The sequence below is a fragment of the Bradyrhizobium sp. BTAi1 genome (genome assembly GCF_000015165.1).
Classification (GTDB): domain Bacteria; phylum Pseudomonadota; class Alphaproteobacteria; order Rhizobiales; family Xanthobacteraceae; genus Bradyrhizobium; species Bradyrhizobium denitrificans.
On record NC_009485.1, the window covers coordinates 7,151,140 to 7,175,822 of the forward strand.

General features: G+C 64.5%; 23 protein-coding genes. 13 read left to right on the plus strand and 10 right to left on the minus strand.

All coding sequences use genetic code 11. The features are described from left to right. Window positions 1-74: 74 nt before the first annotated feature. Entirely contained in the window at window positions 75-1,796 is a 1,722-nt protein-coding gene (locus BBTA_RS31955) for a hypothetical protein (RefSeq protein WP_012046651.1), read from the plus strand. A gap of 97 nt (window positions 1,797-1,893) precedes the next feature. Here BBTA_RS31955 and BBTA_RS31960 read toward each other — a convergent pair whose 3' ends face one another. Further along, complete coding sequence (locus BBTA_RS31960) at window positions 1,894-2,544, minus strand: CoA transferase subunit B (protein WP_041751029.1); 651 nt, start codon at window positions 2,542-2,544, stop codon at window positions 1,894-1,896. Continuing rightward, entirely contained in the window at window positions 2,544-3,272 is a 729-nt protein-coding gene (locus tag BBTA_RS31965; RefSeq protein ID WP_012046653.1) for a CoA transferase subunit A, read from the minus strand. Before BBTA_RS31965 ends, BBTA_RS31960 begins: the two co-directional genes overlap by 1 nt. A gap of 310 nt (window positions 3,273-3,582) precedes the next feature. Here BBTA_RS31965 and BBTA_RS31970 point away from each other — a divergent pair, with 310 nt between their 5' ends. The 5 genes from BBTA_RS31970 (at window position 3,583) to BBTA_RS31990 (ending at window position 9,883) form a co-directional block, all read left to right on the plus strand. Beyond that, window positions 3,583-5,532 (plus strand): AsmA family protein, encoded by a 1,950-nt coding sequence (locus tag BBTA_RS31970; protein WP_041751030.1) that lies wholly within the window; start codon window positions 3,583-3,585, stop codon window positions 5,530-5,532. A 134-nt stretch (window positions 5,533-5,666) separates the two neighbouring features. After that, entirely contained in the window at window positions 5,667-7,049 is a 1,383-nt protein-coding gene (locus BBTA_RS31975; RefSeq protein ID WP_012046655.1) for an ABC transporter substrate-binding protein, read from the plus strand. 116 nt (window positions 7,050-7,165) lie between these two features. Continuing rightward, window positions 7,166-8,041 (plus strand): carbohydrate ABC transporter permease, encoded by an 876-nt coding sequence (locus BBTA_RS31980; RefSeq protein ID WP_012046656.1) that lies wholly within the window; start codon window positions 7,166-7,168, stop codon window positions 8,039-8,041. Next, window positions 8,038-8,889: a carbohydrate ABC transporter permease gene (locus BBTA_RS31985; protein WP_012046657.1), complete on the plus strand. Its 852-nt coding sequence runs from the start codon at window positions 8,038-8,040 to the stop codon at window positions 8,887-8,889. The genes BBTA_RS31980 and BBTA_RS31985 overlap by 4 nt, the downstream gene beginning before the upstream one ends. Window positions 8,890-8,896: 7 nt before the next feature. Then, window positions 8,897-9,883: a serine aminopeptidase domain-containing protein gene (locus tag BBTA_RS31990; RefSeq protein ID WP_012046658.1), complete on the plus strand. Its 987-nt coding sequence runs from the start codon at window positions 8,897-8,899 to the stop codon at window positions 9,881-9,883. Between the two features lie 232 nt (window positions 9,884-10,115). On the opposite strand, the gene BBTA_RS31995 is transcribed toward BBTA_RS31990, so the two are convergent. The 5 genes from BBTA_RS31995 to BBTA_RS32015 form a co-directional block, all read right to left on the minus strand. Further along, window positions 10,116-10,940, minus strand: coding sequence for an ABC transporter permease (locus tag BBTA_RS31995; RefSeq protein WP_012046659.1), 825 nt, complete (start codon window positions 10,938-10,940; stop codon window positions 10,116-10,118). Next, window positions 10,937-11,851, minus strand: coding sequence for an ABC transporter permease (locus BBTA_RS32000; protein ID WP_012046660.1), 915 nt, complete (start codon window positions 11,849-11,851; stop codon window positions 10,937-10,939). The genes BBTA_RS31995 and BBTA_RS32000 overlap by 4 nt, the downstream gene beginning before the upstream one ends. Continuing rightward, the gene (locus BBTA_RS32005; RefSeq protein ID WP_012046661.1) at window positions 11,848-13,029 is read right to left on the minus strand and encodes an ABC transporter ATP-binding protein; all 1,182 of its coding nucleotides are present in this window, start codon (window positions 13,027-13,029) and stop codon (window positions 11,848-11,850) included. Before BBTA_RS32005 ends, BBTA_RS32000 begins: the two co-directional genes overlap by 4 nt. Before the next feature lie 49 nt (window positions 13,030-13,078). Continuing rightward, window positions 13,079-14,626, minus strand: coding sequence for a glycerol-3-phosphate dehydrogenase (locus BBTA_RS32010; RefSeq protein WP_012046662.1), 1,548 nt, complete (start codon window positions 14,624-14,626; stop codon window positions 13,079-13,081). 131 nt (window positions 14,627-14,757) lie between these two features. After that, entirely contained in the window at window positions 14,758-17,466 is a 2,709-nt protein-coding gene (locus BBTA_RS32015) for an EAL domain-containing protein (RefSeq protein ID WP_012046663.1), read from the minus strand. 211 nt (window positions 17,467-17,677) lie between these two features. On the opposite strand from BBTA_RS32015, the gene BBTA_RS32020 reads away from it, so the two are divergent. Continuing rightward, window positions 17,678-18,781 carry an NAD(P)/FAD-dependent oxidoreductase gene (locus BBTA_RS32020; RefSeq protein WP_012046664.1) on the plus strand — a complete coding sequence of 368 codons (1,104 nt, stop codon included), beginning with the start codon at window positions 17,678-17,680 and terminating at the stop codon, window positions 18,779-18,781. Window positions 18,782-19,021: 240 nt separating this feature from the next. On the opposite strand, the gene BBTA_RS39270 is transcribed toward BBTA_RS32020, so the two are convergent. Next, window positions 19,022-19,207 (minus strand): YdcH family protein, encoded by a 186-nt coding sequence (locus tag BBTA_RS39270; RefSeq protein ID WP_083780728.1) that lies wholly within the window; start codon window positions 19,205-19,207, stop codon window positions 19,022-19,024. Between the two features lie 291 nt (window positions 19,208-19,498). On the opposite strand from BBTA_RS39270, the gene BBTA_RS32030 reads away from it, so the two are divergent. From BBTA_RS32030 to BBTA_RS32040, 3 genes are all read left to right on the plus strand, one after another. Next, window positions 19,499-19,705 carry a YdcH family protein gene (locus tag BBTA_RS32030; RefSeq protein WP_041751032.1) on the plus strand — a complete coding sequence of 69 codons (207 nt, stop codon included), beginning with the start codon at window positions 19,499-19,501 and terminating at the stop codon, window positions 19,703-19,705. 153 nt (window positions 19,706-19,858) lie between these two features. Next, the gene (locus tag BBTA_RS32035) at window positions 19,859-20,071 is read left to right on the plus strand and encodes a hypothetical protein (RefSeq protein ID WP_012046668.1); all 213 of its coding nucleotides are present in this window, start codon (window positions 19,859-19,861) and stop codon (window positions 20,069-20,071) included. A gap of 75 nt (window positions 20,072-20,146) precedes the next feature. Next, a complete protein-coding gene (locus BBTA_RS32040) occupies window positions 20,147-20,398 on the plus strand; it encodes a hypothetical protein (protein ID WP_012046669.1) in 252 nt (83 codons plus the stop codon). Between the two features lie 65 nt (window positions 20,399-20,463). Here BBTA_RS32040 and BBTA_RS32045 read toward each other — a convergent pair whose 3' ends face one another. Further along, complete coding sequence (locus BBTA_RS32045) at window positions 20,464-21,132, minus strand: GGDEF domain-containing protein (RefSeq protein WP_049795425.1); 669 nt, start codon at window positions 21,130-21,132, stop codon at window positions 20,464-20,466. A gap of 146 nt (window positions 21,133-21,278) precedes the next feature. Between BBTA_RS32045 and purE the strand changes: the two genes are divergently transcribed. The 3 genes from purE to rpsU all read left to right on the plus strand — a co-directional run bounded on the left by purE (window position 21,279) and on the right by rpsU (window position 23,344). Next, window positions 21,279-21,767 (plus strand): 5-(carboxyamino)imidazole ribonucleotide mutase, encoded by a 489-nt coding sequence (purE, locus tag BBTA_RS32050; RefSeq protein ID WP_012046671.1) that lies wholly within the window; start codon window positions 21,279-21,281, stop codon window positions 21,765-21,767. After that, window positions 21,764-22,879, plus strand: coding sequence for a 5-(carboxyamino)imidazole ribonucleotide synthase (locus BBTA_RS32055; protein WP_012046672.1), 1,116 nt, complete (start codon window positions 21,764-21,766; stop codon window positions 22,877-22,879). Before purE ends, BBTA_RS32055 begins: the two co-directional genes overlap by 4 nt. A gap of 162 nt (window positions 22,880-23,041) precedes the next feature. Then, window positions 23,042-23,344 (plus strand): 30S ribosomal protein S21, encoded by a 303-nt coding sequence (rpsU, locus tag BBTA_RS32060; RefSeq protein ID WP_009028248.1) that lies wholly within the window; start codon window positions 23,042-23,044, stop codon window positions 23,342-23,344. Between the two features lie 255 nt (window positions 23,345-23,599). On the opposite strand, the gene BBTA_RS32065 is transcribed toward rpsU, so the two are convergent. Beyond that, the gene (locus BBTA_RS32065) at window positions 23,600-24,478 is read right to left on the minus strand and encodes a hypothetical protein (protein WP_012046673.1); all 879 of its coding nucleotides are present in this window, start codon (window positions 24,476-24,478) and stop codon (window positions 23,600-23,602) included. Between the last annotated feature and the right edge of the window lie 205 nt (window positions 24,479-24,683).

Below are 24,683 nucleotides of genomic sequence, written 5' to 3' on the forward strand. Positions count from 1 at the left end.
TGGTTGCGAGGAGACGGCTACAAACGTTACAAAATGTTTCGAGCAACGTCGCGTAAGGAGACCAGGAGGCGAGCGTGATTCCTCGACATCCCCCGGTCTTCTTCGCGTCAGACCTGCACGGCTACGGAATCGGCAACACCAGCTGGTTCGATGATATGTCGCCCCGCGCGCTCGCTGGTCGCTGCCTGCTCGATGCGCTGGAATATCTTTGCACGGCCCCCAAATTCGCCGCCAAGGATTGGCAGCTGATCAATGCCAACGCGGCGCGCATCGTCCACCAATGCCTGACCGATCCCGCGCTCGCCCGCCACGACATTGTCGATCGCGTCGCGCCCGCCATCGAGGAGATCTGCGCGGGCATCGTGGCCAGCCGCCAATATTGCATTCCATTCTACGGAGATGATTACTGGGATTGGGCCAGTGTCGTCGACGCACTGTGCGAGGTGCAGAGGGTCTCGCGAACGGCCGCCAAGGTTGCCCGGCGCGAGCTCGATCAGATTCGCCGCACGATCCAGATCCGTGTACCGGGTGAGCTTTCGACCGGGGACACCGCGCATGAATGGTTTGGACCGGCCGTCGCCACGCGCGCCTATCGGTTGCTCGATAAGCGATCGCCGGGCTTCGACGCAGATCTGCGGCACGAACTGCAGGCCCAGGCCCTGGAAAGGATCGAACGCGGCAGATATCGCGGGCGGCAGGTGACGCCCTGGCAGATCGGCTGGCACTACGGCCAGGTCGTCGGTGAGTTCCAGCGCGCAGCCAGCGAACAAGCGGTCGAGCTGGCCGATTTTGCCTGGATGGCCATGCCGCTCGAGCCCGGCAAGCGGGCGCTGGTGCTCGCGCGCGTTCTGCAGGGCGCCTGCGCGGTCAAGGATCGCCGCACCGTGCTGCAGGCGCTCGAAGAGCTCTATCGTTGCGAGACCACTGCCCGTCCGTTTGGTCAGGGCATCATCGGCGCCAGCGTGGTGGCGTCGCTGGACGTGCTCGAAGCGCTGTGGCCGCAGCTCGACCAGCGCGAAAAAGCGAGCCTGAACGCAATGCTCGAGGCGCTGCGCTTTCTGCATGCGAAAGCCAACACGATCGGTTTCCTGGTCGAGCGGCCCGAGGACATCGAGGGCCTCATTCAGGCCATGGGCCAGGGCACGCTGATCGAGCAACGCAATGCGGGACGCGCGATCATCCGGCATCCCTCGTTTCACGCGGTGATCTGCCTCGGACGCTCGATCACGGAGGCCGCGAGCGCGACAGCGCTGGCCGTCGAGGAGCATGGAGCGCGCTGGCTGATCATGCCGGGGCAAGCCCATGCGCTGGGCGAAGCATTGCGGCATGTCAGCGGCGGCCCGCATTTCTCCGGGGCCGGTCCGGGCGCGCTCGTCATCGCGAGCTCGGTGGCGCCGTTCGGCATCAAATCCGAACTTCAGGATGCGTTGAGCGTCGCCGAAGCGCCGTTCAGCGATGGCCGCAGCGCGATCATCCCGGCGGACCCAGCGCTTCATCGCCTCGCGCATGATGCGGCCGAAACCATGCTGGACGAGATCGGCCAGTTCTTCGAGGGGCAGACGGTCACGCGCAAGGGGGATTGCAGTGACGACGCCGTTCTGGCCGCGTTCCCCGGAGCGCTGGGTGCAGACGAATCCGCCTATGTGGCCGGACTGATCTGCCTCAGCCGCTCCGTGCCGTTTCTCTCGATCCGGATGCTCGCCGACCGCGCTGGCCACACGCCAGCAGCGATGACGCGCAATGCCGCCTGCCGGCTCGCGGTGAAGATCGCGGAAACATTGGGCCGGCGCATGTAGCGCACGGCGCCCGTCGTGACCTGCAAGGCCAAACCAGCAAAAAGCGGAGAACGCGATCGCGTCTCCGCTTGGTGCCACGCATCAGCGCCAGCGTGCGTCAGGTATTTTTCAGTGCGACGCGGAATTCGGCTTCGGTCTTGGCCTTGACCTCGTCGAGCGTCACGCCGTCAGCGAGCTCGATCAGGGCCATGCCCTCATCACCGTGCTTGTCGATGGTGAACACCGCAAGGTCGGTGACGACCATGTCGACGACGCGTTCGCCGGTCAGCGGCAGCGTGCACGACTTCAGCAGCTTCGGACCGTCCTTGGCGCTGTGCTCCATCACCACGACGACGCGCTTGACGCCGGCGACAAGATCCATCGCGCCGCCCATGCCCTTGACCATCTTGCCGGGAATCATCCAGTTGGCCAGATCGCCGTTCTGCGCGACCTGCATCGCGCCGAGAATGGACAGATCGATATGGCCGCCACGGACCATCGCAAACGAATCGGCCGACGAGAAATAGCTGGTGATCGGCAGCTCGGTGACGGTCTGCTTGCCGGCGTTGATGAGGTCTGGGTCCTCTTCGCCCTCGTAAGGGAACGGACCCATGCCGAGCATGCCGTTCTCGCTCTGCAGCGCCACATCGACGCCGGGCGGGATGTAGTTGGACACCAGCGTCGGAATACCGATGCCGAGATTGACGTAGTAGCCGTCACGCAGTTCCTTGGCGGCGCGCGCCGCCATCTGCTCTCGCGTCCAGGCCATCAGACTTCCTCCCCGGCTGCAGCCGCGGCTTCACGCTTGCGCACGGTGCGCTGCTCGATGCGCTTGAGCGCGGTTCCCACGTGAACGATGCGCTTCACGAAGATCCCGGGCGTGTGAATGTGGTCGGGATCGATCTGGCCGGCCGGCAGCAGATGTTCAACTTCGGCCACCGTCACCTTGGCCGCAGTGGCCATCATCGGATTGAAGTTCCGCGCGGTCTTCCGATAGACGAGATTGCCGGCGGTATCGCCCTTCCACGCATGCACGATCGCGAGATCGGCAAACAGGCCGCGCTCCATCAGATATTTCTCGCCGTCGAATTCGCGCACCTCCTTGCCCTCGGCCACGAGCGTGCCGACGCCTGTCTTGGTGAAGAAGGCCGGGATTCCGGCACCGCCGGCGCGGATGCGCTCGGCCAAAGTGCCCTGCGGGCAGAACTCGAGCTCCAGCTCGCCCGCCAGATATTGCTGTGCGAACAGCTTATTCTCGCCGACATAGGACGAGATCATCTTCCTGATCTGCCGCGTCTCCAGCAATCGGCTGAGGCCGATACCGTCGACGCCGGCATTGTTGGAGATGACGGTGAGATCCTTCACCCCGGAATCGCGGATGGCATCGGACAGGGTTTCGGCGATGCCACAGAGGCCAAACCCGCCGGACATGATCGTCATACCGTCCTTCAGGAGGCCCGCAAGGGCGGATTTGGCGTCCGGATAGACCTTGTTCATACGAGAATGACCTGATGGAATATGGAGGGCGCGCAGATATCGACCGGATTATTAGGCGAAATCTTCGCAATGCGTCAATGACGCCTTCCCAACGCATCCATCCTGCTCTAGCACTCGAATCGGTCGGCGGGTCCGCACTGATCCAGGATCCGGTTCGGGATGTCTGCGCCGCAATCCGGCCACATCAGCGGCGCGGCCTTGAAAGCGTCAAGAAAACGCATCAAGTTGTTGATGTTGGCAAGGGTTTTCGGCGCGCTTTGCCCGTCCACAGCAACCAGCGATCGGATGATCCCAGGACATGTCGGTGACTATGGCTCAAGGAATGAGGCGCCTCGGCACGCCGATTGCGGTGCTGCTTGGCGTCGCGTTTATCGGGCTTTTCGTCAGTTCATGGCTGGTGAACCGCGACGCGTTGCGGCGGGCAGTAGAGACGCAGATCCGCGCCGTCACCGGCCTCGAACTGGTCGTCAAGGGACACATCGATGTCTCGCTGTTTCCGGGCAGCTATGTGTCGTTTCATGACGTGGGCCTGAAGGGCGGCGGCACCGCAGATCCCGCATTGCGCGTCGATGTGCTCACGGCCAATCTCCAGCTGCTGCCGCTGCTGTTGCAGCGGTTCGAGATCGCCGATCTGATGCTGCTGCGGCCGCAGATCAATGTGATCCGCGAGGCCAATGGCAGCAGCAACTGGACGCCCTTCATCGCCACGATCGCACATACGATGCGGCCTGGGCCGGACAGTCAGATGTCGTTCTCCGAGATCCGGATCCAGGACGGCGTGCTGGTTTTCGACGACAACGGCACGCGCTCCCAGGAGCGGCTCGATGACATCGACCTGTCGCTGGCTTGGCCGTCGATTTCGCGCTCTTTCGCAGCCACCGGCCAGTTCGACTGGCGCGGGCAGCGCATCGAAGGCTCGATCAGCGTCAGCGACTTTCTCGCCGCGCTGTCGGGAGACCGCTCTGGACTGAAGATGCGGCTGGCCAGCCCGCCGCTGAAGGTCGCCTTCGACGGGACGGTCGCGAACCGCACCAGCGCCCTGATGGAGGGCACGCTGACGGTGGACAGCCCCTCGCTGCGCGAGGCGTTGCGCTGGACAGGCCAGACGCCGCTCGGCAGCGGCGGCTTCGGCCGCTTCGCGCTGCGCGCGCGCGCCAATGTGGTCGGTGCCTCGATCGCGCTCACCAATGTGAATGTCGAGCTCGACGGCAACACCGCCGAGGGCGTGATGACCTACGCCAATAATGGACGGCAGGCGTTGCAGGCGACGCTCGCCGCCGATGCGCTCGATTTCACACCCTATATTTCCACCGTGCGGCTGCTCGCCAACGGCGCCCGCGACTGGAACCGGCAGCTGTTCGACCTCAAGGCGTTGTCGACGACCGATCTCGATATGCGGCTATCCGCCGCAAAGGTCACCGTCGGCCCTTCGAAGCTCGGGCGGACCGCGTTCGGCGCCAATCTGCGCAACGGCGTGCTCGCGCTCTCGGTCGGCGAAGCGCAGATGTATGGCGGCATCGTGCGCGGCTCGGTCGGCATTGCCCGCGCCGACGCCGTCGCCGACGTCAAGGCCGAGCTGCAATTCGCCGATGTCGATCTGCAGTCCTGCGCCAACGAGCTGTTCGGCGTGTCGTCCATCTCGGGACGCGGCAACCTGAATGTCTCGCTGACGGCGTCCGGGTCGAGCCCGTTCGGGCTGGCGCAATCGCTCGACGGCAGCGCGACATTGCAAGGCCGCGACGGTTCGATCTCCGGCTTCAATGTCGAGCAGCTGCTCAAGCGCCTGGAGCGCAGTCCGCTGTCGCGCGGCGGCAATTTCCGCTCCGGCTCGACGCCCTATGATTCATTGACGGTCGCGGTGAGGTTTTCCGACGGCGTCGCAACGGCCGAGGATATCCGGGTCGAGAGTCCGACAGCGCGGATCACCATGACCGGCACGGCCTCGGTTCCGACCCGCGAATATGACTTCAAGGGCGTTGCAAGCCTGTTGTCGTCAGGCAACGGCGGCAATGGCTTCGAGCTGCCCTTCGTGGTGCAGGGCCCCTGGGAGGATCCGCTCATCTTCCCCGATCCCGAAAGCCTGATCCGCCGCGCCCCTGCGGCCGCGCCGCTGCTCGACGCCGTCAAGGACCGCAAGACGCGAGATGCCATCAACTCGGTGCTCAAGCGGTTCACCGGCGGCGGACTGTCGCCTAGCCAGCAGGACACCCCTCCGCCGCAGGCTGACGCGCCGGCAGGCAGTCCCGCCAAACAGAACTGATGATGCGTCAGCGCATTTCACCAAGCGCTCAGACCCGACCTATGTCTGATATATTACTTCTGGATCGCGTCCGTCCCGTGAGCTAGTCTCCGCCGCAACCGATCAAGCAAGATCGGCGGATCAGGGAGAGACACGTGAAATCCAGGGGAATGGGTGCGCTTTCAATCGCAGTCGCAGCCGCCGGGCTTTTTTGCGCTGCAGCACCAGCCATCGCTCAGGACACTATCACCATCTGGTGGAGCAAGGGCTTCTACAAGTCCGAGGACGATGCGCTGCTCAACGTCGTCAAGAAATTCGAGGCCAAGACCGGCATCAAGGTCGAGCTGTCGCAATACGCGATCCAGGACATGATCCCGAAGACGGTCGCGGCGCTCGACTCGGGCACCGTGCCCGACGTGGCCTATGCCGACACCTACGACGTTCAGGCCCAGGGCAAATGGGCGTATGAAGGCAAGCTCGAGGACCTCACCGACATCCTGGAGCCGATGAAGTCGGCTTTCGCCCCGAACACGATCGAGACTGCCTATCTTTATAACAACGTCACCAAGAAGAAGGCCTATTACGGCTTTCCGCTGAAGCAGCAGAGCATGCATGTCCAGATCTGGGGCGACATGCTGGAGAAGGCCGGCTTCAAACAGAGCGACATCCCGACCAAGTGGGAGGATTACTGGACGTTCTGGTGTGACAAGGTGCAGCCGGGAATCCGCAAGGCCACCGGCCAGCGCATCTATGGTGTCGGCCAGCCGATGGGCGTGGAATCCACCGACTCGTTCCAGTCGTTCTACACCTTCATGGACGCCTACAACGTCAAGCTGGTCGATGACGACGGTAAGCTGCTGGTCGACGATCCCAAGGTCCGCGAGGGCCTCGTCAAGGCGCTGAAGGACTATACCGACACCTACATCAAGGGCTGCACGCCGCCCTCCTCCACGACCTGGAAGGATCCGGACAACAACGTCGCGTTCCATAACAAGACGATCGTGATGACGCACAATTTCACGATCTCGATCGCCGCCAAGTGGTTCGAGGACTCCACCAACCAGGCGCTGACGCCGGAGCAGCGCGCCGCCGGCAAGAAGGCCTATGAGGAGGACATCATCACCGCGTCCTTCCCCAACAAGCCCGACGGCACGCCGATCAAGTATCGCTCCGACGTCAAGACCGGTCTGATCTTCAGCAGCGCGAAGAACAAGGCGCAGGCCAAGGAGTTCATCAAGTTCCTGATGCAGGAAGAGAATCTCGGCCCCTATGTCGAGGGCGCGCTGGGCCGCTGGTTCCCGGTGACATCAGCCGGCCAGAAGAGCCCGTTCTGGCAAGCCGACCGCCATCGCAAGGCCGTCTACACCCAGTTCACCGGCGGCACGACGCCTTTCGACTTCACCAAGAACTACAAGTTCACGATTCTCAACAACGAGAACGTCTGGGCGAAGGCGATGAACCGCGTGGTCAGCGAGAAGGTGCCGGTCGAGAAGGCCGTCGACGAGCTGATCGCGCGTTTGAAGGAGGTCGCAGGCTAGTCTGTCGCGACGCGATGCACTAGCTTGAGATCCTGACACCGACAATGCCGGCCGGCCGCAGCGTCTGCGGCCGGTTCGGTGATAGGCGGGAACAGACGACCCGGGACAAAACGACCATGGCGATCACGCTCTCAGCTTCCGATTCCGCGCTCGCGGAGGCGCCGCGCCCGGTGCTGCTGACACCGTCACAGGTGTGGGGCATCGTGATGCTCGCACCCTACCTGCTCATCTTCATCGCCTTCGTCGTCTACCCCGTCGGCTACGGCCTGTGGCTGGCGCGCGATCCGGCCAGCTATGTCGCGCTATTCAACGATCCCATCTTCGCGCGTGCCGCCGTCAACACGCTGATCTTCCTCCTGGTCGGCATCAATCTGAAGATGGTGATCGCGCTATTCCTGTCCGGCTTCTTCATTCAGCAGCGCGGCTGGATCAAATGGCTGTCGGTCATCTTCATCCTGCCCTGGGCCGTGCCGTCGATCCCGACCATCCTGTCGGTGCGCTTCATGCTCAATCCCGAATGGGGCATGGTCAACCATTTGATCTTCAACCTTACCGGCGATGACGGCCCGAACTGGCTGAACGACCCGACGATCGCGCTGTCGATGGCAATCGGCATGCATATCTGGAAGTCGCTGCCGTTCTGGACCCTGATCCTGATCACCGGGCGGCTGGCGATCTCGCAGGACCTGTTCGAGGCCGCCGAGGTCGACGGCGCCACCTGGTGGCAGAAGTTCCGCTACATCACCTGGCCGTCGATGCAGACGCTCTACATCACCTGCACGCTGCTCTCGATGATCTGGACGCTCGGCGACTTCAACAGTGTCTATCTCTTGACCGGCGGCGGCCCGGCCGATCTGACGCACGTGCTGTCGACGCTCGGCATCCGTTATCTGCGGCTCGATCAGCTCAGTCTCGCGATGGCCTCGATCGTCTGCGCGATGCCGCTGGTGCTCCCCCTGGTCTATTTCATGATGAAGCGGTTGTCGCGATGAAGCTTCCCACCCTCCGCGAAGTCGGCACCGAGGCCCGGCTGCTGCTGATCGGCATTCCCGTCTTCATCTGGACGATGATCCCGATCTACCACATGTTCCTGTTCGCGATCTCGCCGAAGGAGGACGCGTTCTCCGGCAAGCTGTGGCCGGATCATCCGACCCTGCACAATTTCTCGATTGTGTTTCACCAGCAGCATTATTTCCTGCGCGACTTCTGGGTGCAGTTCGGCAACTCCGTCGTGATCGCCGTCGCGGTGGGCGCGCTGACCCTGATCATCGCCACCTGCGCGGCCTACGCCATCTCGCGCCTGCGCGTGCCCGGCAGCCGCGTGGTGATGAATCTCGCGCTGTTCACCTATTTCATTCCGGCCGCATTCCTCGCCGTGCCGATGTATCGCACCATGGGCAAATACGGCCTGCTCAACAATGACTGGTCGCTAATCCTGGCGATGGTCACGATCGCCTCGCCCTATGCGATCTGGGTGCTGAAGCAGGCCTCGGACAAGCTGCCGGTCGAACTGGACGAGGCCGCCGTGATGGACGGCGCGAGCCCGCTGCAAATCTTCCGCCTGGTCTATGTGCCGCTGATGATGCCGTCGCTGGTCGCGATCGGCACCTATGCCGTGCTGTTGGCCTGGAACGAATATCTCTACGCCTTCCTGCTGCTCTCCAACGACAAGGCGATCACCTTGCCGGTGGCGCTCGGCAACTTCCTCGCCGCCGACGATTCGCCGTGGGAACTCCTGATGACCACGGGCTTCATCTACGCGCTGCCGCCGGCTGCGGTCTATTATGCCTTCAAGCGCTACATGGTCGGCGGGCTGACCGCGGGCGCCGTGAAGTCGTGATCCCTTGATGCGCGTCGGATTTCGCCAGGGCCATATCGCGGATGCCTCGCGGCCGAACTGGGATGGCGACGGGCCGCGTCCGATCGACTGGTTCGCCTGGTATCCGGCCCCGGACGATGCGACCGAAGCAGCGCTTCCGGTCGCGCCATGGCCTGAAGGATGGTTCGCAGCGGGACCGGCGGCTTTGGATGCGCCGCTCGCCGCGGATGGTCCGTATCCGCTCGTCGTGTATTCGCACGGCACCGGCTGCAACGGTCTGCAGTTCGAATGGCTGGCGCGGGAACTGGCGGCCCACGGTTTCGTCGCGGTTGCGGTCAATCATCATGGCAACAGCAATGCCGCGCCGTATCGCGCGGAGGCCTTTCTCTGCTCGTGGGAACGCCCGCGCGACATCTCGCTGCTGATCGACCACATCGTCGCGCATCCCGCCTTCGCCGGCCGTATCGACGCAGATCGCCTGTTCGCGGTCGGCTATTCACTGGGCGGCGTCACGGCCACCGCCCTGCTCGGCGCCATCATGATCCGCTCGCCGTTCGAGCCTGGCGCCAATCTCGGCCGCGGGCCGCGCGAATTTCCCGACCTCGTCGATCACCTGCCGCGCCTGATGGCGGAGAGCCAGATCTTCCGCGACTCCTGGGCGCGCATGTCCGCCTCCTGCCACGATCCGCGCATCAAGGCGGCGCTGCTGCTGGCGCCGGGACGCTCGGTGCAGGGCTTTTCCGAGGACAGCGTCGCTGCGATCAACGTGCCGACGCACATCATGGCCGGCGGCGCCGATGCGCTGCTGCCGGCCGCGCGCTGGCTACAAGAGCGGCTGGGCGATAGCACATTCGATATTATCGCCGACGATGCCGGCCATTACGTGTTCTTGCCCGAAAGCACCGAACTCGGCCGCAGCTCCGATCCCGCCTGCTGCGTCGATCCGCCGTCGGTCGATCGCGGCACGATCCACCGCACAGTCGTCGCCGCGGCGTTGAAGTTGTTCTCGGCGTGAACACTGACGCAGCATTCTTGGTCATCGCGATCGGCGGTCGCAATGACCGAGCAAGGCGCCACAACCTCAGCTGTCATGCCCGTGCAGGCGGACATCCAGTGCGCCGCGGCCTCTCGGCGGACTCACGGGCTTCTCGGAGTACTGGACCGCCCGGTCAAGCCGGGCGATGACAGCTGTGATGATGGGGCGACCCGTTGAGCCACCGTCGTCAGTGCGCTCGCAAGGACGGCCGCTACAGCGGAGCTGCACTCTCGCCGCGGTCGCTCGACAGTTTTGAAGCCAACGACGCCACGACGATCACGACGGCAATCAGCCCGATCACCAAGGTGCAGATCGCATTGATCTCGGGCTTCACCCCGAGCCGGACCTCCGAATAGATCCGGATCGGCAAGGTTGCCGAGCCGGGCCCGGTGGTGAAGCTCGCGATCACGAGATCGTCGAGCGACAGCGTGAAGGCGAGCATCCAGCCCGCCACCACTGCCGGCGCGATCAGCGGCAGGGTCACCAACACGAACGCCCGCAGCGGATCGCAGCCGAGATCCATGGCGGCCTCCTCCAGGCTGCGGTCCAGCGAGACCAGCCGAGACTGCACGACCACGGCGACGAAGCACATCGTCAAGGTGGTGTGGGCGATGGTCACCGTCCAGAAGCCGCGCTCCGCCTCCAGCGCCACGAACAGCAACAGCAGCGACAGGCCGGTGATCACCTCCGGCATCACCAGCGGCGCGTACAGCATGCCGGAGAACAGCATGCGGCCGCGAAAGCCCTGGCCGCGCGACAGCGCGACAGCCGCGAGCGTGCCCAACACCGTCGCCGCGGTCGCGGAGGTCGCGCCGACACGCAGGCTCATCCAGGCCGCATCGATCATCGCGCGGTCGTTGAAGAACTCGTGATACCAGCGCAACGACCAGCCGCCCCACACCGTGACCAGGCGCGAGGCATTGAACGAATAGATCACCAGGATCAGGATCGGCAGATACAGGAAAGCGAGCCCGAGCGTCAGCGAGGCGACGTTGAAGCGCGACAGGCGGGACGGCCGTGCCGTGATCACGCTCATCTGCCCTCCTCCAGTTGCCGGCGCTGCAGCCGGTCGTAGAGCAGGAGCGGGATCAGCAGCACCGCCAGGAGCACGACGGCGATGCTCGACGCCACCGGCCAGTCCTTGTTGGTGAAGAACTCCAGCCACAGGGTCTGACCGATCATCAGCGATCTGGATCCCGCGAGCAGGTCTGGAATGACGAATTCGCCGACGATCGGGATGAAGCACAGCAGGCTGCCCGCGCCGACGCCCGGCAATGACAGCGGAAACGTCACCAGCCAGAAGGTTTCGCGCGGCGAGGCGCCGAGGTCGGCGGCCGCCTCTTCCAGCGCCGGCTCCAGCTTGGTCAAGGTCGCAAACAGCGGCAGGATCATGAACGGCAGATAGGAATAGACGATGCCGACATACATCGCGCTGTCGGTCGACAGCCACACCACCGGCGCCGACACCAGATGCAGCGCGAGCAGGATCTGGTTCAACAATCCGTCATGCTGCAGGATGTTGACCCAGGCATAGATGCGGATCAGGAACGAGGTCCAGAACGGCACGATGACCAGCATCATCGCGACGCCCTGCCACCGCTTCGGCAGTCGCGCCATGCCATAGGCGATCGGATAGCCGATCAGGAGCAGGATCGCCGTCGAGGTCGCGGCGACAACGACACTACGCAGATAGGACGCGAGATACAGATCGTCCGACAGCAGCAGGCGGAAATTGTCCAGCGACAGCCCTGCGAGAGCGTCCGACAGCGCCGACAATCCACCGGCCAGCGAGAACACCGGCGTATAAGGCGGCTGCGCGATGGCCGTCTGCGACAGGCTGATCTTCGCGACGAAGGCGAACGGCACCAGGAAGAACAGCACCATCCAGACATAGGGCGCGATCGCGCCAAAGCGCGCCGGGCGGGAGAAGATGCGGCGCGCGCTCATCGCTCAAGCACCACACAATCATCCGGCGTGAACCAGGCCACCACGCGCTGGTTCACCCCATAACCGTCGGCGTCGAGCCGCGCGGTGTTCGCCTGCGCGGCGTGAAGCACGGCGCCACCGTCGAGCCTGATCTTGTACACGGTCTTGCCGCCGAGATAGCTCGCATCCGTAATGACGCCTTCGACCCGGTTGAGCGCGGCCGCCGCCGCCGCATCGGCGGCCGGTCCGCGGAGCGCCAGGCGGATCTTCTCCGGCCGGATGGCCACGGCGACCTTGGTCTCGGCGACCGGCGCGACCGGCTGCGCCACCACCAGCTCGCCCGCAGTTGAGGTCGCGACCCGGAGCCGGAGCGCCTCGCGCGCAGTCACCTCGCCCTCGAACAGATTGATGTCGCCGACGAACTCCGCGACCCAGCGCGAGGCCGGCTCCTCATAGAGGCGGCGTGGCACGGCGACCTGTTCGAGCTGGCCCGCCTTCATCACGCCGATCCGGCTCGCCACCGTCATCGCCTCCTCCTGATCATGGGTGACGATGATGAAGGTCATGCCGAGCTTGCGCTGCAGCTCCATCAGTTCGAACTGCGTGCTCTCGCGCAGCTTCTTGTCCAGCGCGGCCATCGGCTCGTCGAGCAGCAGCACCTTCGGCCGGCGGGCCAATGAGCGTGCCAGCGCGACGCGCTGCTTCTGACCGCCCGAGAGCTGATCGGGCTTGCGCTTCTCGAGGCCCTCAAGCCGGACCAGCGCCACCATCTCCGCAACGCGGCTGGCGATCTCGCCGCGCGGCATGCCGGCCCGCTTCAAGCCGAAGGCGATGTTGTCGCGCACGTTGAGATGCGGAAACAACGCGTAGTTCTGGAACATCATGTTGACGGGACGCTGATGCGGCAGCACCGGCGCGATGTCCTCGCCCGACAGCAGGATGCGGCCCTCATCCGGCGTCTCGAAGCCGGCCAGCATGCGCAACAGCGTGGTCTTGCCGCAGCCGCTCGGACCGAGCAGCGCGAAGAACTCGCCCGCCCGGATGTCGAGCGAGACGCCGTCGACGGCCCGAAAGCTGCCGAAGGTCTTGACCACGTTCTCGATCCGCAGGATCGGCGGCTGGGGATCAGGGCGCGGGACCGGCGACGATGGTGGCGCCGGCTCGGCAGCAGGCTCGGAGGTCGCGATGTCGTCAGCCATGATCCGTTCAAATCACCCCTGCCGGCCCGAACGGCACGGCGAGGGCAAGCTAGCCGTCGATGGCCTGCAGCTCAACCGCACGGGCCGGACTATCCCCGTCCACCTCATGCGGAGCCATCGTGCTCTGGTCACGGGCTGCCGCGGCCATGAAGGCTGCAAGCGCCTCCTGTTCGGCGGCGCCGAGGGTCAGGCCGAGTTTGGTCCGCCGCCACAGCACGTCGTCAGGAAAGCGGGCCCATTCCTTGGTCATGAGATAGCGGACCTCGGCCTCCGTCAGCTGCGATCCGAACGCGCGGCCCAGCTCGGCCCTGCTGCTGGCGTCCCCCAGGACGTCGGCGAGCCGTGTGCCGTAGGCGCCTGCCAGGCGCCTTGCCTCGGCTTCGCTGAGGAACCGCCAACGCTCGCGGACGTCGTCCACCAGATCGTCGAACCGGTTCCAATCGAAATCACCGCCGGGCAAAGGCGCGCCAGCGGTCCAGCGCGGCGACATCGGATAGAAGGTCGCGAGCCGGTTGATCGCCTGCTCGGCGCGCCGCCGGGCGGTGGTGACGTCGCCGCCGCACATCGTCAGCAGCGGCGCCTGGGTCCGGCTGGCCTCGAGGCTCACGACGGTCTCCAACCGCTCACCGCCGGCGGCGCGCAGCATCATGTTGGCTCCGGAGACCGTCCGCACCACGTCGACAGGCTGAATGTCGGAGCGGAAATAGCGGTTGGCGGCCCGGCAGAGATAGGCGACGTCAGGCGCCGGCATCGCCACCACCGCCGGATCGCCCTTGAACTCATGGGCGACCGTGCCGATCAGGGTGAAGTCCCGCTCATAGGGCTGGGCGAAGATCAGCCTGCCGTCATGGTTCTGGAAGACGTAGACCGCGTCGACATCGAACAGCCGGGGCACCACGATCTGACTGATCTGCCGCGCGACGACCCACGGCGGCGGCTGACGCAGCACGGTCTCCGCCGTCGAGACGCTCCACGCGCCGGTCGCGTTGGCAAGGGCCCGGGACGTGACGATCCGCCGATGGCCGCGGTCGATGATCGCCAGCCGCCAGATGCGGTCGCGGTCGGCCCGCACGCAACGGGCACCGGTCCGGATCGCGGCGCCACGCTCGGCCGCGTCCAGCGCCGTCAGCACCACCAATCGGGAATCGTCGACCACGCAATCGGAATAGGCGAACGCCGTTCCGATCGGGCGCTTCAGCGCGTCGCCGATCGGATGATGCGTCACGTCCAGCGTCGTCGCGGCGGGCAACCGCTTGCGAGCCGCGAGCCGGTCGTAGAGCCACAATCCGGTGCGCAGCTGCCAGGTCGGACGCTCCTCGGCATGGGCGGGAATGGCGAAGCGGATCGGGCGCACCAGATGCGGCGCGATCCTGAGCCAGACGTCGCGTTCGGCAAGAGCGGCGCGCACGCGCAACACGCGGCGGCGCTCCAAGCTGGCGAGATCACCATGCACCAGCCGCGAGCTGGCGGAGGAGGCTGCGCTGCCGAGGTCGCCCTGCTCGACCAGAATGACGCGCAAGCCGCGGCCGACCGCGTCCCGCGCCAGGCTGACGCCGTTCAGACCTCCGCCGATGATTGCAAGATCGTAGTCCGCCATACGCAACGTCTTCGAGCGTGTCAGGACATGCGATCCTAAGCCCGCATCGATGATTCTCGTAGCCGCGACGCGGACGACTCAGCGGATATATTCGTGCTGTTGCGCGATCGCCTCTGGCCGCAATCCTACGGTCATCCGGTCTTGCGAACCGCCGTGATGGCGTCGACATGCGCGCGGCCGACGATGCCGTCATATTTGTCGATCGGCAATGGCTTGCCCAGCAGATAGCCTTGAACGGAATCGCAGCCCTGCTCGGCGAGGAAGCCGAGTTGCTCCGGCGTCTCGACGCCTTCGGCCACGATCGACATGTTCATGCCGTGACCAAGCCCGATCACCGCACGGATGATCGCCGCGGATTGCGGATTGCGGCCGAGATTCATGACAAAGGCGCGATCGATCTTGATCTTGTCGAACGGGAAGGCCTGCAGATAGCTCAGCGACGAGTAACCGCTGCCAAAATCGTCCATCGAGACGCGAACACCGAGCGCCTTCAACCGGCGCAGCAGCGCGACGCCGCGGTCGAAATCCTCGATCAGCACGCCCTCGGTGATTTCGAGCTCGAGCCGGCCGGGCGACAGCCCCGTCTCCAGCAGGATGGAGTGGACCAGAGCGACGAGATCGCCATGGACGAACTGGGCGGGCGACAGGTTGACCGCGACCTGCAGCGGCTTTGGCCAGGACGCCGCCTCGCGGCAGGCCTCACGCAGGATCCACTCGCCCATCTCGACGATCATTCCGCTCTCTTCCGCAAGCGGGATGAAGTCGCTGGGCGGCACGAAGCCACGCACGGGGTGGTGCCAGCGGGCCAGCGCCTCGAAACCGATGATCTCGCTGCAATCCACGGTCCGGCCGGAGCTCGCCTGCGGCTGGAAGTACAGTGACAGTTCGCCGTTCTTGATCGCGACCGACAGCTCCTGATGCAGAACGCGGCGGTCGCGGATCTGCTGGTCCATCTCGGGTTCGTAGAAGGTGATGCTGCCACGCGACCTGGCCTTGGCGCGGAACAGGGCTGCACCGGCATTCGCGAGCAGCGAGGCCGGATCCGGGCCGTTATGCGGGAACACCGAGATGCCGGTCGTCAGCGCGGTGCGAATTGATTTGCCTTCGATCTGAAATTCGACGGCGATGGCTGCGGCCAATTGTTCAGCGAGCGCCCTGCCTGTCTCCGGTTGCTTGCCGTCGATGATCAAGCCGAACTCGTCGCCGGAGAGCCGTGCAACCACGCCGCCTCTTGCCACGGTGTGCACGCGGCGAGCGACTTCGATCAGCAGCTTGTCACCGATGGCGTGGCCGAACACATCATTGACGTCCTTCAGCCCCTTGAGATCGACATTCAAGACGGCGAATTCCTCGCCGGTATCCGCGCAAGCTTCGATCATCTGGCTCAAGGCCTGGAGGAACGCCGCGCGGTTCGGCAGGTCGGTGAGGCCGTCATGATAGGCCATATGCGCCATCCGCGATTCGGTCTGGCGCCGGTCGGTCACGTCCTCATAGGTTTTGATCAGATATTGCGGCTCGCCACCGTCGCCGAGCACGGTCGCCCGCCGGGTCAGGAACAGGCGCAGGCCGTCCTTGGTCGAGATCGGATGTTCCTCGGTCAAAACCCCGCGCTTCTTGATGGCGGCTTCGTCGCGCGCCATGATCAGCCTGGCCTCGCGCGGATTGAAGATGTCGGCCGTGGTCAGGCCGGTTGCATCCTCCCGCTTGCGGTTGAGGATGATCTCCGCGCTGCGGTTGGCGAGCAGGTAGCGGCCATCGCCGGCACTCTCGACGATCAGCGAGACCGGGATGTTGTCGACGATGAGCTCCAGGAACTTCTTGGTGCTTTCCAGCTCCTGGCTGAGCGAGCGCCGCTCGGTCGCATCATCGAACAAGGCGATGAGGAACTGCGGTTCGTTCTTGTCATTGCGCGCGACGACCCGGTGGGATTCCAGGATTCGCTTCTCGTCGCCGCGCTGGACCACGAGCTCGCTGCGATAGGTGGTGCCCGGCGCCAGCATCGCTGCGCGGTCGGCCTGGGTGATGTTGGCGGCGGTCTCCTCGCCGAACAGGTCGCCGGGGCGCTTTCCAATGATCCGGTCCCGCGACACCCGCGCGAACCGCTCGAAGGCGCGGTTGGCGAAAATGTAACGGCCGTCCTCGATGTTCTTGGCGACAACGCAGGCCGGGACCTGATCCACCACCGATTCGAGGAACTGCTTGGTCGAGGCGAGCTCGTCCTCCAGCCGGCGCTGCACCGTGCAGTCCTCGTGGATGCCGATCGATCCCCCGGTCGGCAGCCGAAAGATCTTCGCGCGGACCGCGCGTCCGTCGGGCAGGTCCGTCAGACACCCGTCCGGCTCGCGCGCCTTCCGGGCGTAGTCCTCGACGGATAGCGCGAGCAGGCCGCGCTGACGCCGAAGCTCGACAAGATCTCGCCCGGTACAGCCGGGCGGGATGTCCGCCCTGGTCATGCCGTAGATCTCGAGAAACCGACGGTTATAGAAGACGACGCGATTGGCGGAGTCCGTCAGCATCAGACCCTGGCTGAGATTGTTCAGCGCGGAGCTGACGAAGGCGTTACGGCGCAGTTGCGCACGCTTGGTTCGCCGCAAGCTCGAATGGATCCAGATCACCACCGAGGCGAGAAAGGCGCAGACCACGATTCCGGCGATCAGCACCTTCCAGAGCACGTCGGGCTCGACGACCCCCACAAAGCTGCTGGGCGAGAAATCGGCCGGAGCGGCCCAGGCACACGCCGGCGATGCAGCTTCCAACGCGGCCATGACGGCCATCGCGGCCGCAACGACACGCGCAGGAAACGCATTTCTGCTGCTCGCCTGCCAATTCTTGCCAGCCATCGATCACCCGCGGTATTCGGATGGCATAATCTGGCTTCACGTGTTGGGATCGGGTAAACGGCTTTGGCAAACTTCGAAAAAGGCGAAGCAAATTCGGTCAATGATCTCCCATGATGAACGGTTTGCTAACACGCGACATGCTTTGGAACGCGGTTCCACCTACTAAAAATTGCACGAGACCATAACTCCACGAATCGTTTCAGGAACACGCATGGATAAAGTCGATTGCGTCATCATCGGCGCTGGCGTCGTCGGGCTTGCCATCGCCCGCCACCTCGCCATTTCGGGGCGTGAAGTGATCGTCCTCGAAGCCGCCGAGGACATCGGCACCATCACCTCGTCCCGCAACAGCGAAGTGATCCATGCCGGCATCTACTACAAGGCCGGCAGCCTGATGGCCCGCTTCTGCGTCAGTGGCAAGCGGATGCTGTACCGGTATTGTGATGAGCACGGCGTTCCCTACCGCAATTGCGGCAAGCTGATCGTTGCAACCAATCCGACCGAGACCGAGAAGCTGCAAGGCATCCGCGCACACGCCGAAGCGAATGGCGTGGAGGGCATGCAGCTGCTGTCGGGCCCGCAGGCGCGCGCCATGGAACCCGCCCTTGCCTGCGAGGCGGCCCTGCTGTCGCCGTCGACCGGCATCCTCGACAGCCACGCCTACATGCTGTCGCTGCGCGGCGAGATCGAGGACGCGGGCGGCGCGTTCGCCTTCAACACGCCGCTGCTGCGGGCCAGGGCGACCGGCGATATGATCGAGATCGATGCCGGCGGGGAGCAGCCGATGACGCTGGCCTCCCGGCTGCTGGTCAATGCCGCCGGCCTGAACGCGCCCGCCGTGGCCGGGCTGATCGAGAGCATGCCGCCAGCGCTGGTGCCCAAGGCCTATCTCGCCAAGGGCAATTACTTCAGCTGCAGCGCGAAGGCGCCGTTCTCGCGGCTGATCTATCCCGTGCCGGAGCCTGGCGGGCTGGGCGTCCACCTGACGCTTGACATGGCTGGCCAGGCGCGTTTCGGCCCGGACGTCGAATGGATCGATCACATCGACTACACGGTCGACCCGTCCCGCGCCGAACGCTTCTATCCAGCGATCCGCAAATACTGGCCGACACTGCCGGACGGTGCCTTGATGCCGAGCTATTCGGGCATCCGGCCGAAGATCGTACCGCCCGCGGTGGCCTCGCAGGACTTCGTCATTCAGGGCCCGCGCGATCACGGGGTGGCCGGGCTGATCAATCTGTTCGGAATCGAATCGCCCGGATTAACCTCGTCGCTTGCGATCGCGCAGCATGTGGGCGAGCTCGCCGCGAACTGAGGAAGGAAGTTGGCGCGGGGAAAATCTGCGCAATGTCAGATCAGGACGCCCAACATTTTCAGGCAGAGTTTCCAGTTCGGAAATCACCAGACGGAGACGTCCACATCGAAGACGTCCTCAGATGATAGGCTGGTAATAGGCTGGGAAAGGCACGAAGCGTGCCTTCCCAGCGCGAACGCGTCTTTGGCGTTAGTGGTGATCCCGGCCGGGATCCGTCAGTTGTGATCTCAGGCGATCAAATCAGTGAATCGTCTCGCTCGTCACTTGTCTCAAGCGTTCGATCTCGTCCTTCACCATGAGTTTGCGGCGCTTCAACTCGGCAATACGCAAGTCGTCAGTCGATGGATGCAGGAGAGCTTCATGCAATTCGTTTTCAAGAACTTTATGCTTACGCTCGAGTTCAACGAGATGCGCCTGAAGGGCCATTCGAAACCTCCTCGATAGGTCAAGTTGAGATTCGACCAGGGTGAATAAGTGTACACAAGTGGTTTGACCTGTCGATGGGGCCAAAAGACCGCACATGCAAATTTGAAGGCCGTGTGTAATGAAGCGTGAGGAGATGTGGACGAATCTCGCACTGACACCAACTTGAAATTCACGGGACAGAGGCGGTGATTCAGTCGTTCTCGACTTGCGCGAGAGGTTCGCAAGCGCAATATTTGCGACCTCCCGCCGCAAGCCTTTCCCCTTCTGTCCGCTTTTTTGCTATCATAGATCATGGCTGACCAAGACGAGCGCGAACTGCAGGCCGAACTCGCGCGCCTGCAGCAGGAGCACCGCGATCTCGACGCGGCGATTGACGCTTTGCATCAATCGCCAGCGCCGGATTTGTTGCGGCTGCAACGACTGAAGAAGCGGAAGCTGTCGCTGCGCGACCGGATCGCCTTCATCGAAGACCAGATCACGCCCGACATCATCGCCTGACCACAAGCGTCAGCATTCCTGACGCATAACGTTCTGACCAACAGGGTCCGCAGATCGCTGTGAGTTCACACGTCGGCGGCAATTGACATTTTAGAACAAAACAAGAACAATCAGACCGCCTCTCACGCCGCCCGAGCAGACAGGATCGATCTGATGCCCGCCCCCTTTTCTCCGCAAGACCGCCTCTACGAACAGGCCTGCGATCAGGCGATCGCGATGTGCGACGGAAATCTGCGCTCCACGATCAAGGCGCTGATCATCGCCAACGAATATCTTGAACTGGAGCTGCACGAACTGCGCGCCGCGATCTCCTGCGGCTGCATGCCGAACGCCCTTTCGGACGAAGCGAAGAGCAGTGCCGCCTGAGCCGCCGTCTTCGATCCGCCCGCGGACGAGCCCCGACGCCTGCCCGTACTCCCGACCGAGTTGGAGACGCGTGCGATGCCTGATGTCACCTACTACGTGGCCCTGCCGTTTCGACTCGACGAATCAGGCGCGCTGATCGCCGGAGCGGCAGAGGAATGCCGGAGCGCGACGGCCGCGCTCCGCCGGGCAGAAGCAATGTCGCGCCTCGGGGACAACATCGGAGCCGTCGCCTTCAGTCGCAGCGGCGATCCCTTGTTGGGCGAATTCAGCGACGCGCAGCTGCTGCACAAGTTCGGTGAGCTGCCGGACGATCTCGGCGAGCTGTGACGCCGTCGCATGGCCGGCGGCCTGCCCCCGCACAGGGAGAACGGAGGCCCCGTGCCTTGCGCTCCTCACGCACGAGCTTCGTGCCTGCGCTGGGCCTTTCGGACATACATCGCACGGTCGGCCTCCTCCAACGCCCGCACCGGATTGACACGCCTGTCGAGAACGGCAACGCCGGCTGAGGCGCCGGCATGAACAGTCTGGCCATCGAAGGTGAAGCTCAGACTGTCGATGGCGTGTTCCAGCTCGGCCGCCTTGGCGCGCGCATCGGCCTCGCTGAGGTGCCACAGGAGAACGCCGAACTCGTCACCGCCGAGCCGCCCGATCACGTCCGAGGACCGCACGACTTCGCTGAGCACACCGGCCACCGCCTTCAGGACTTCGTCGCCCGCGGCATGTCCAAACGTATCGTTGATCGGCTTGAGGTGATCGACGTCGAGCACAATCAGCGCGCCAGTTGCGTCATAGCGCTTGATGAAGGCGATGGAGCGGTGGAGCTCCCGCGCAAATCCTCGCCGATTGAAGATGTCGAGCAGAACATCGCGCTCGGCCAGAGCCGTCAGTTCAGCGATCCGGGCTTGCGCCGCGGCGAGTTCCGCCTTGAGGCGGCGTACGACCTGGCGCGCCCCCGGCGGGGCCGCCGCCGCACGCGTCCCGGCGCCGCGCACGGGCTTCCGACGGTATTTTGTTCCGCGCGCTCCGGCATTCGCGGCCTTGATCATGCGCTTCTTTTTCATCGGAGACCTTGACGCACGAGGTTTGGGCTTGCCGGGGTTTACCAAGTCAGGATAGTCCATTCAGACCTCCATGCCATGGCTTGCCGCTGTCGGGACCGATCCTATACTCCGGCCCATGCTTCTGGATTCCCGAGAGAATTGAGTTCATGACCGCCGCGATCGCCATCATCATGGGAAGCCAGTCGGACTGGGATACCATGCGTCATGCCGCCGATACACTCGGCGCCCTCGGTGTGAGCTACGACGCCCGCATCGTCTCGGCGCATCGGACCCCGGATCGGCTCTACGCCTTTGCCAAAGGCGCCAAGGCGGCCGGCTACAAGGTCGTGATCGCCGGTGCAGGCGGCGCAGCGCATCTGCCGGGCATGACGGCGTCGCTGACAGAGCTGCCAGTATTCGGCGTCCCGGTCGAATCCAAGGCGCTATCGGGGCTCGATTCGCTCTATTCGATCGTTCAGATGCCGGCCGGCATTCCGGTCGGCACGCTGGCCATCGGCAAGTCCGGGGCGGTCAATGCGGCCCTGCTCGCGGCCAGCGTGCTGGCGCTCTCGGATACCGCCCTTGCCGAGCGGCTTTCGGCCTGGCGGCAGCAGCAGACGAGTTCGATCGCCGAGCGTCCGGAGGGCGCGGCGTGAGCGGGTCCAATCGGGTGAAGCTGAAGCCCGGCGACACGATCGGCATTCTCGGCGGCGGCCAGCTCGGCCGCATGCTGGCGCTGGCGGCGGCGCGGCTCGGGTTGCGCTGCCAGGTGTTCTCGCCGGACCCGGATTCGCCGGCATTCGATGTCGTCCTGAACGCAACCTGCGCCGAATATGCCGATGTCGAAGCGCTCGAATTGTTCGCCAACGACGTCGATGTCGTGACCTATGAGTTCGAAAACGTGCCATCGGCCGCTGCCATGGTGCTGGCTGCCAGACGTCCCGTGCTGCCGAGCCGCTCGGCGCTCGAAACCACGCAGGATCGGCTCACGGAAAAGGATTTCGTGACCTCGCTCGGCATCCGAACGGCCAATTACGCCGATGTCTCCTCGCCATCCACGCTGCGCGAAGCGATCCTGCGGATCGGCCTGCCGGCCGTGCTCAAAACCCGCCGCTTCGGCTATGACGGCAAAGGTCAGGTGAAGATCCGCCAGGGCGATGACCTGGAAAAACTGTGGGCTGAGCTCGGTACCAAATCCGCCATTCTGGAAGCCTTCGTCCCGTTCGAGCGCGAGATCTCGGTGATCGCCGCGCGGGGGGCTGACGGACAGGTCGAGTGTTTCGACGTCACGGAAAACGAGCATCGCGATCACATTCTGAAAGTGTCGCAGGCGCCGGCCCGCATCCCGGACACGCTGGCCGACGAGGCTCGCCACATTGCCAGCCGGATCGCCACCGCGCTCGATTATGTCGGCGTCCTGGCTGTCGAGATGTTCGTCGTGCCCGGCCCCTCCGGCCCCGGCGTGCTGGTCAACGAGATTGCCCCACGGGTGCATAATTCCGGCCACTGGACCTTGGATGGGGCGTCGATTTCGCAATTCGAGCAGCACATCCGGGCGATCGCGGGCTGGCCGCTTGGCAAGCCGCTGCGCCACGGGCAGGTCACGATGACCAATCTGATCGGCGACGAGATCAACAGCTACGAGCAATGGCTCACGGTTCCCGGCGCCACCGTGCACCTCTATGGCAAGGGGGCGGCCCGGCCGGGCCGCAAAATGGGGCATGTCACCCAGGTGTCCCCGATGCCGCCAAGGGCGGGCCTGAAATAATCCGCTTCTGGCGCGTTAAACTTTCCATCCAGAGCCCGGCACCGGGTGGACAGGGATGGTGTTGTCTGATACACGGGCGCCCTCAAGGTTAAGGGCGCGGCCTTTTGCCAGCCCTGGCTTTCACCAGATTTCAAACCGATAGACTGAGAAAGAGGATGCCGCGTGCAGGTTCTCGTTCGCGATAACAATGTCGATCAAGCTCTCAAGGCGCTCAAGAAGAAGATGCAGCGCGAGGGCATTTTCCGCGAGATGAAGCTCCGCGGCCATTACGAGAAGCCCTCTGAGAAGAAAGCACGCGAGAAGGCCGAAGCCGTGCGCCGCGCACGCAAGCTGGCCCGCAAGAAGCTGCAGCGCGAAGGCCTGCTGCCGATGAAGCCGAAGCCGGTGTTCGGCGCTGGCGCAGGTGGCGACCGCGGTGCTGGTCGCGGACCGGGCGCAGGCCCCCGTCCCGGCGCGCCGCGCTGATCTGCCCAAACAGATTTGACGATGTTCCAAGCGCGGGCCTGCAGCCCGCGCTTTTATTTTGCCTGCTGTAAGCGGGAGCGCTGTTGCGCGGGAGACGCCGCCGACGACCACCCGGCCATCTTGGCATCCGGCGATTTCGTCCCGAGCATCCTTCGGAACGCCGGTCTCACTTGTCCTTCGATGGTACCGACCAAAGCAAAAGCGGCGGACCCTTGGCCGCCGCTTTGAGATCACCGCAGGAGCTGAGCAAGTCCGCTATTTCGGCAGGACCGAATGGAACACGGACTTCGCAGCCGACATCATGTCCTGCGCAACGTTGGACATCTGATCCTTGATCGACGGATCGTTCTTGTCCGCACGCAGATCGAGCGGGCTCAACTGGCGTGTCGGGATTTCGGCCGGCGGCGTCGGGCGCCCATCCGGCTGGAGCGCCCCGGTATAGGGCGGGTTGGTGCCGGACGCCGGGGCCATGCCGAAGCTTTGCTCGGCCGGCGGAGCCGAAACCGTGACGGGAGGCGGCAACGGCCGGACCGCAGAGACCGGAGGCGTCGCCGTGACGATACGCGGCGCTTCGCCGGCACCACGGGCAGCATCGGCCGGCTTTTCGCTCGACGCCTTGCCGGTGCTCTCGCTCGCACGCAGCCGTTCGATCGCCGCGCGCGCCAGATCGGCGGCATCGCGTCGCTCCTCCGGCTGAGCGGCCGGCGCCTCTGCGGGAGTTCCTCGCGCGATCAGCTTCTCGCGCGGCGAGGCCGCACGGCGCGGGGTCTCGGCCGGAAGGCTCGCCGTCTCGGTCGGCTTCACCTCGACAGCCTTCTCCGCAGCCTTTTCGGTCAGCGACTTCTCCGAGACGCCCTTCGCCTTGATGCCGGGCGCCGGCACGTTGGAGACCTCGGCCGACGTCTCGGCGGGCTTGGCATCCACCTTGGCCGCGTCGGTGTGACTTGCGGTCTTGGACGCGTCGCTCTTGGCGCCGGTGAGCTTGGCATAGGCTGCCGACGCAACAGACGCCACGGTCGAGGGCGGCGAGTCGGGCTTGGTATTGATGTAGTGGTTGACGATGTACGCGCCGATGATGGTCGCCACCACCGACGGGATGATCTCCATGGCGAACTTGGTGAGATATTTCAGCATGCTGACCACTCCCGCGGCGCGGTATTTGCGGGAACTTTGAGGCACAATTAAGGGACCATTCCCCACCTTCCGAAGCTCACGCCTGCCAAGCGGACCGGCGCGCCCTTCGCAAGATCGTTTCCTGAAAGCCGTTCAGACCGGAGCCGTGCGGCCGCACTGGGCGGCGCCATAGCAAACCGGATCGCCGGTTCAAGATACCACAATC

What these genes read in the sequence shown, in the direction of transcription:
- BBTA_RS39270 (WP_083780728.1), bottom strand. Translation starts at nt 19,207, where the DNA reads ATGGCCCTTCAGGCGCATCTCGTTGAACTCGAGCGTAAGCATAAAGTT.
- BBTA_RS31965 (WP_012046653.1), bottom strand. Translation starts at nt 3,272, where the DNA reads ATGAACAAGGTCTATCCGGACGCCAAATCCGCCCTTGCGGGCCTCCTG.
- BBTA_RS32065 (WP_012046673.1), bottom strand. Translation starts at nt 24,478, where the DNA reads ATGCTGAAATATCTCACCAAGTTCGCCATGGAGATCATCCCGTCGGTG.
- BBTA_RS32035 (WP_012046668.1), top strand. Translation starts at nt 19,859, where the DNA reads ATGCCCGCCCCCTTTTCTCCGCAAGACCGCCTCTACGAACAGGCCTGC.
- purE (WP_012046671.1), top strand. Translation starts at nt 21,279, where the DNA reads ATGACCGCCGCGATCGCCATCATCATGGGAAGCCAGTCGGACTGGGAT.
- BBTA_RS32010 (WP_012046662.1), bottom strand. Translation starts at nt 14,626, where the DNA reads ATGGCGGACTACGATCTTGCAATCATCGGCGGAGGTCTGAACGGCGTC.
- BBTA_RS32005 (WP_012046661.1), bottom strand. Translation starts at nt 13,029, where the DNA reads ATGGCTGACGACATCGCGACCTCCGAGCCTGCTGCCGAGCCGGCGCCA.
- BBTA_RS32045 (WP_049795425.1), bottom strand. Translation starts at nt 21,132, where the DNA reads ATGAAAAAGAAGCGCATGATCAAGGCCGCGAATGCCGGAGCGCGCGGA.
- BBTA_RS32040 (WP_012046669.1), top strand. Translation starts at nt 20,147, where the DNA reads ATGCCTGATGTCACCTACTACGTGGCCCTGCCGTTTCGACTCGACGAA.
- BBTA_RS31990 (WP_012046658.1), top strand. Translation starts at nt 8,897, where the DNA reads ATGCGCGTCGGATTTCGCCAGGGCCATATCGCGGATGCCTCGCGGCCG.
- BBTA_RS31985 (WP_012046657.1), top strand. Translation starts at nt 8,038, where the DNA reads ATGAAGCTTCCCACCCTCCGCGAAGTCGGCACCGAGGCCCGGCTGCTG.
- BBTA_RS31980 (WP_012046656.1), top strand. Translation starts at nt 7,166, where the DNA reads ATGGCGATCACGCTCTCAGCTTCCGATTCCGCGCTCGCGGAGGCGCCG.
- BBTA_RS31995 (WP_012046659.1), bottom strand. Translation starts at nt 10,940, where the DNA reads ATGAGCGTGATCACGGCACGGCCGTCCCGCCTGTCGCGCTTCAACGTC.
- BBTA_RS32015 (WP_012046663.1), bottom strand. Translation starts at nt 17,466, where the DNA reads ATGGCTGGCAAGAATTGGCAGGCGAGCAGCAGAAATGCGTTTCCTGCG.
- BBTA_RS31960 (WP_041751029.1), bottom strand. Translation starts at nt 2,544, where the DNA reads ATGGCCTGGACGCGAGAGCAGATGGCGGCGCGCGCCGCCAAGGAACTG.
- BBTA_RS32020 (WP_012046664.1), top strand. Translation starts at nt 17,678, where the DNA reads ATGGATAAAGTCGATTGCGTCATCATCGGCGCTGGCGTCGTCGGGCTT.
- BBTA_RS31970 (WP_041751030.1), top strand. Translation starts at nt 3,583, where the DNA reads ATGGCTCAAGGAATGAGGCGCCTCGGCACGCCGATTGCGGTGCTGCTT.
- BBTA_RS32000 (WP_012046660.1), bottom strand. Translation starts at nt 11,851, where the DNA reads ATGAGCGCGCGCCGCATCTTCTCCCGCCCGGCGCGCTTTGGCGCGATC.
- BBTA_RS32030 (WP_041751032.1), top strand. Translation starts at nt 19,499, where the DNA reads ATGGCTGACCAAGACGAGCGCGAACTGCAGGCCGAACTCGCGCGCCTG.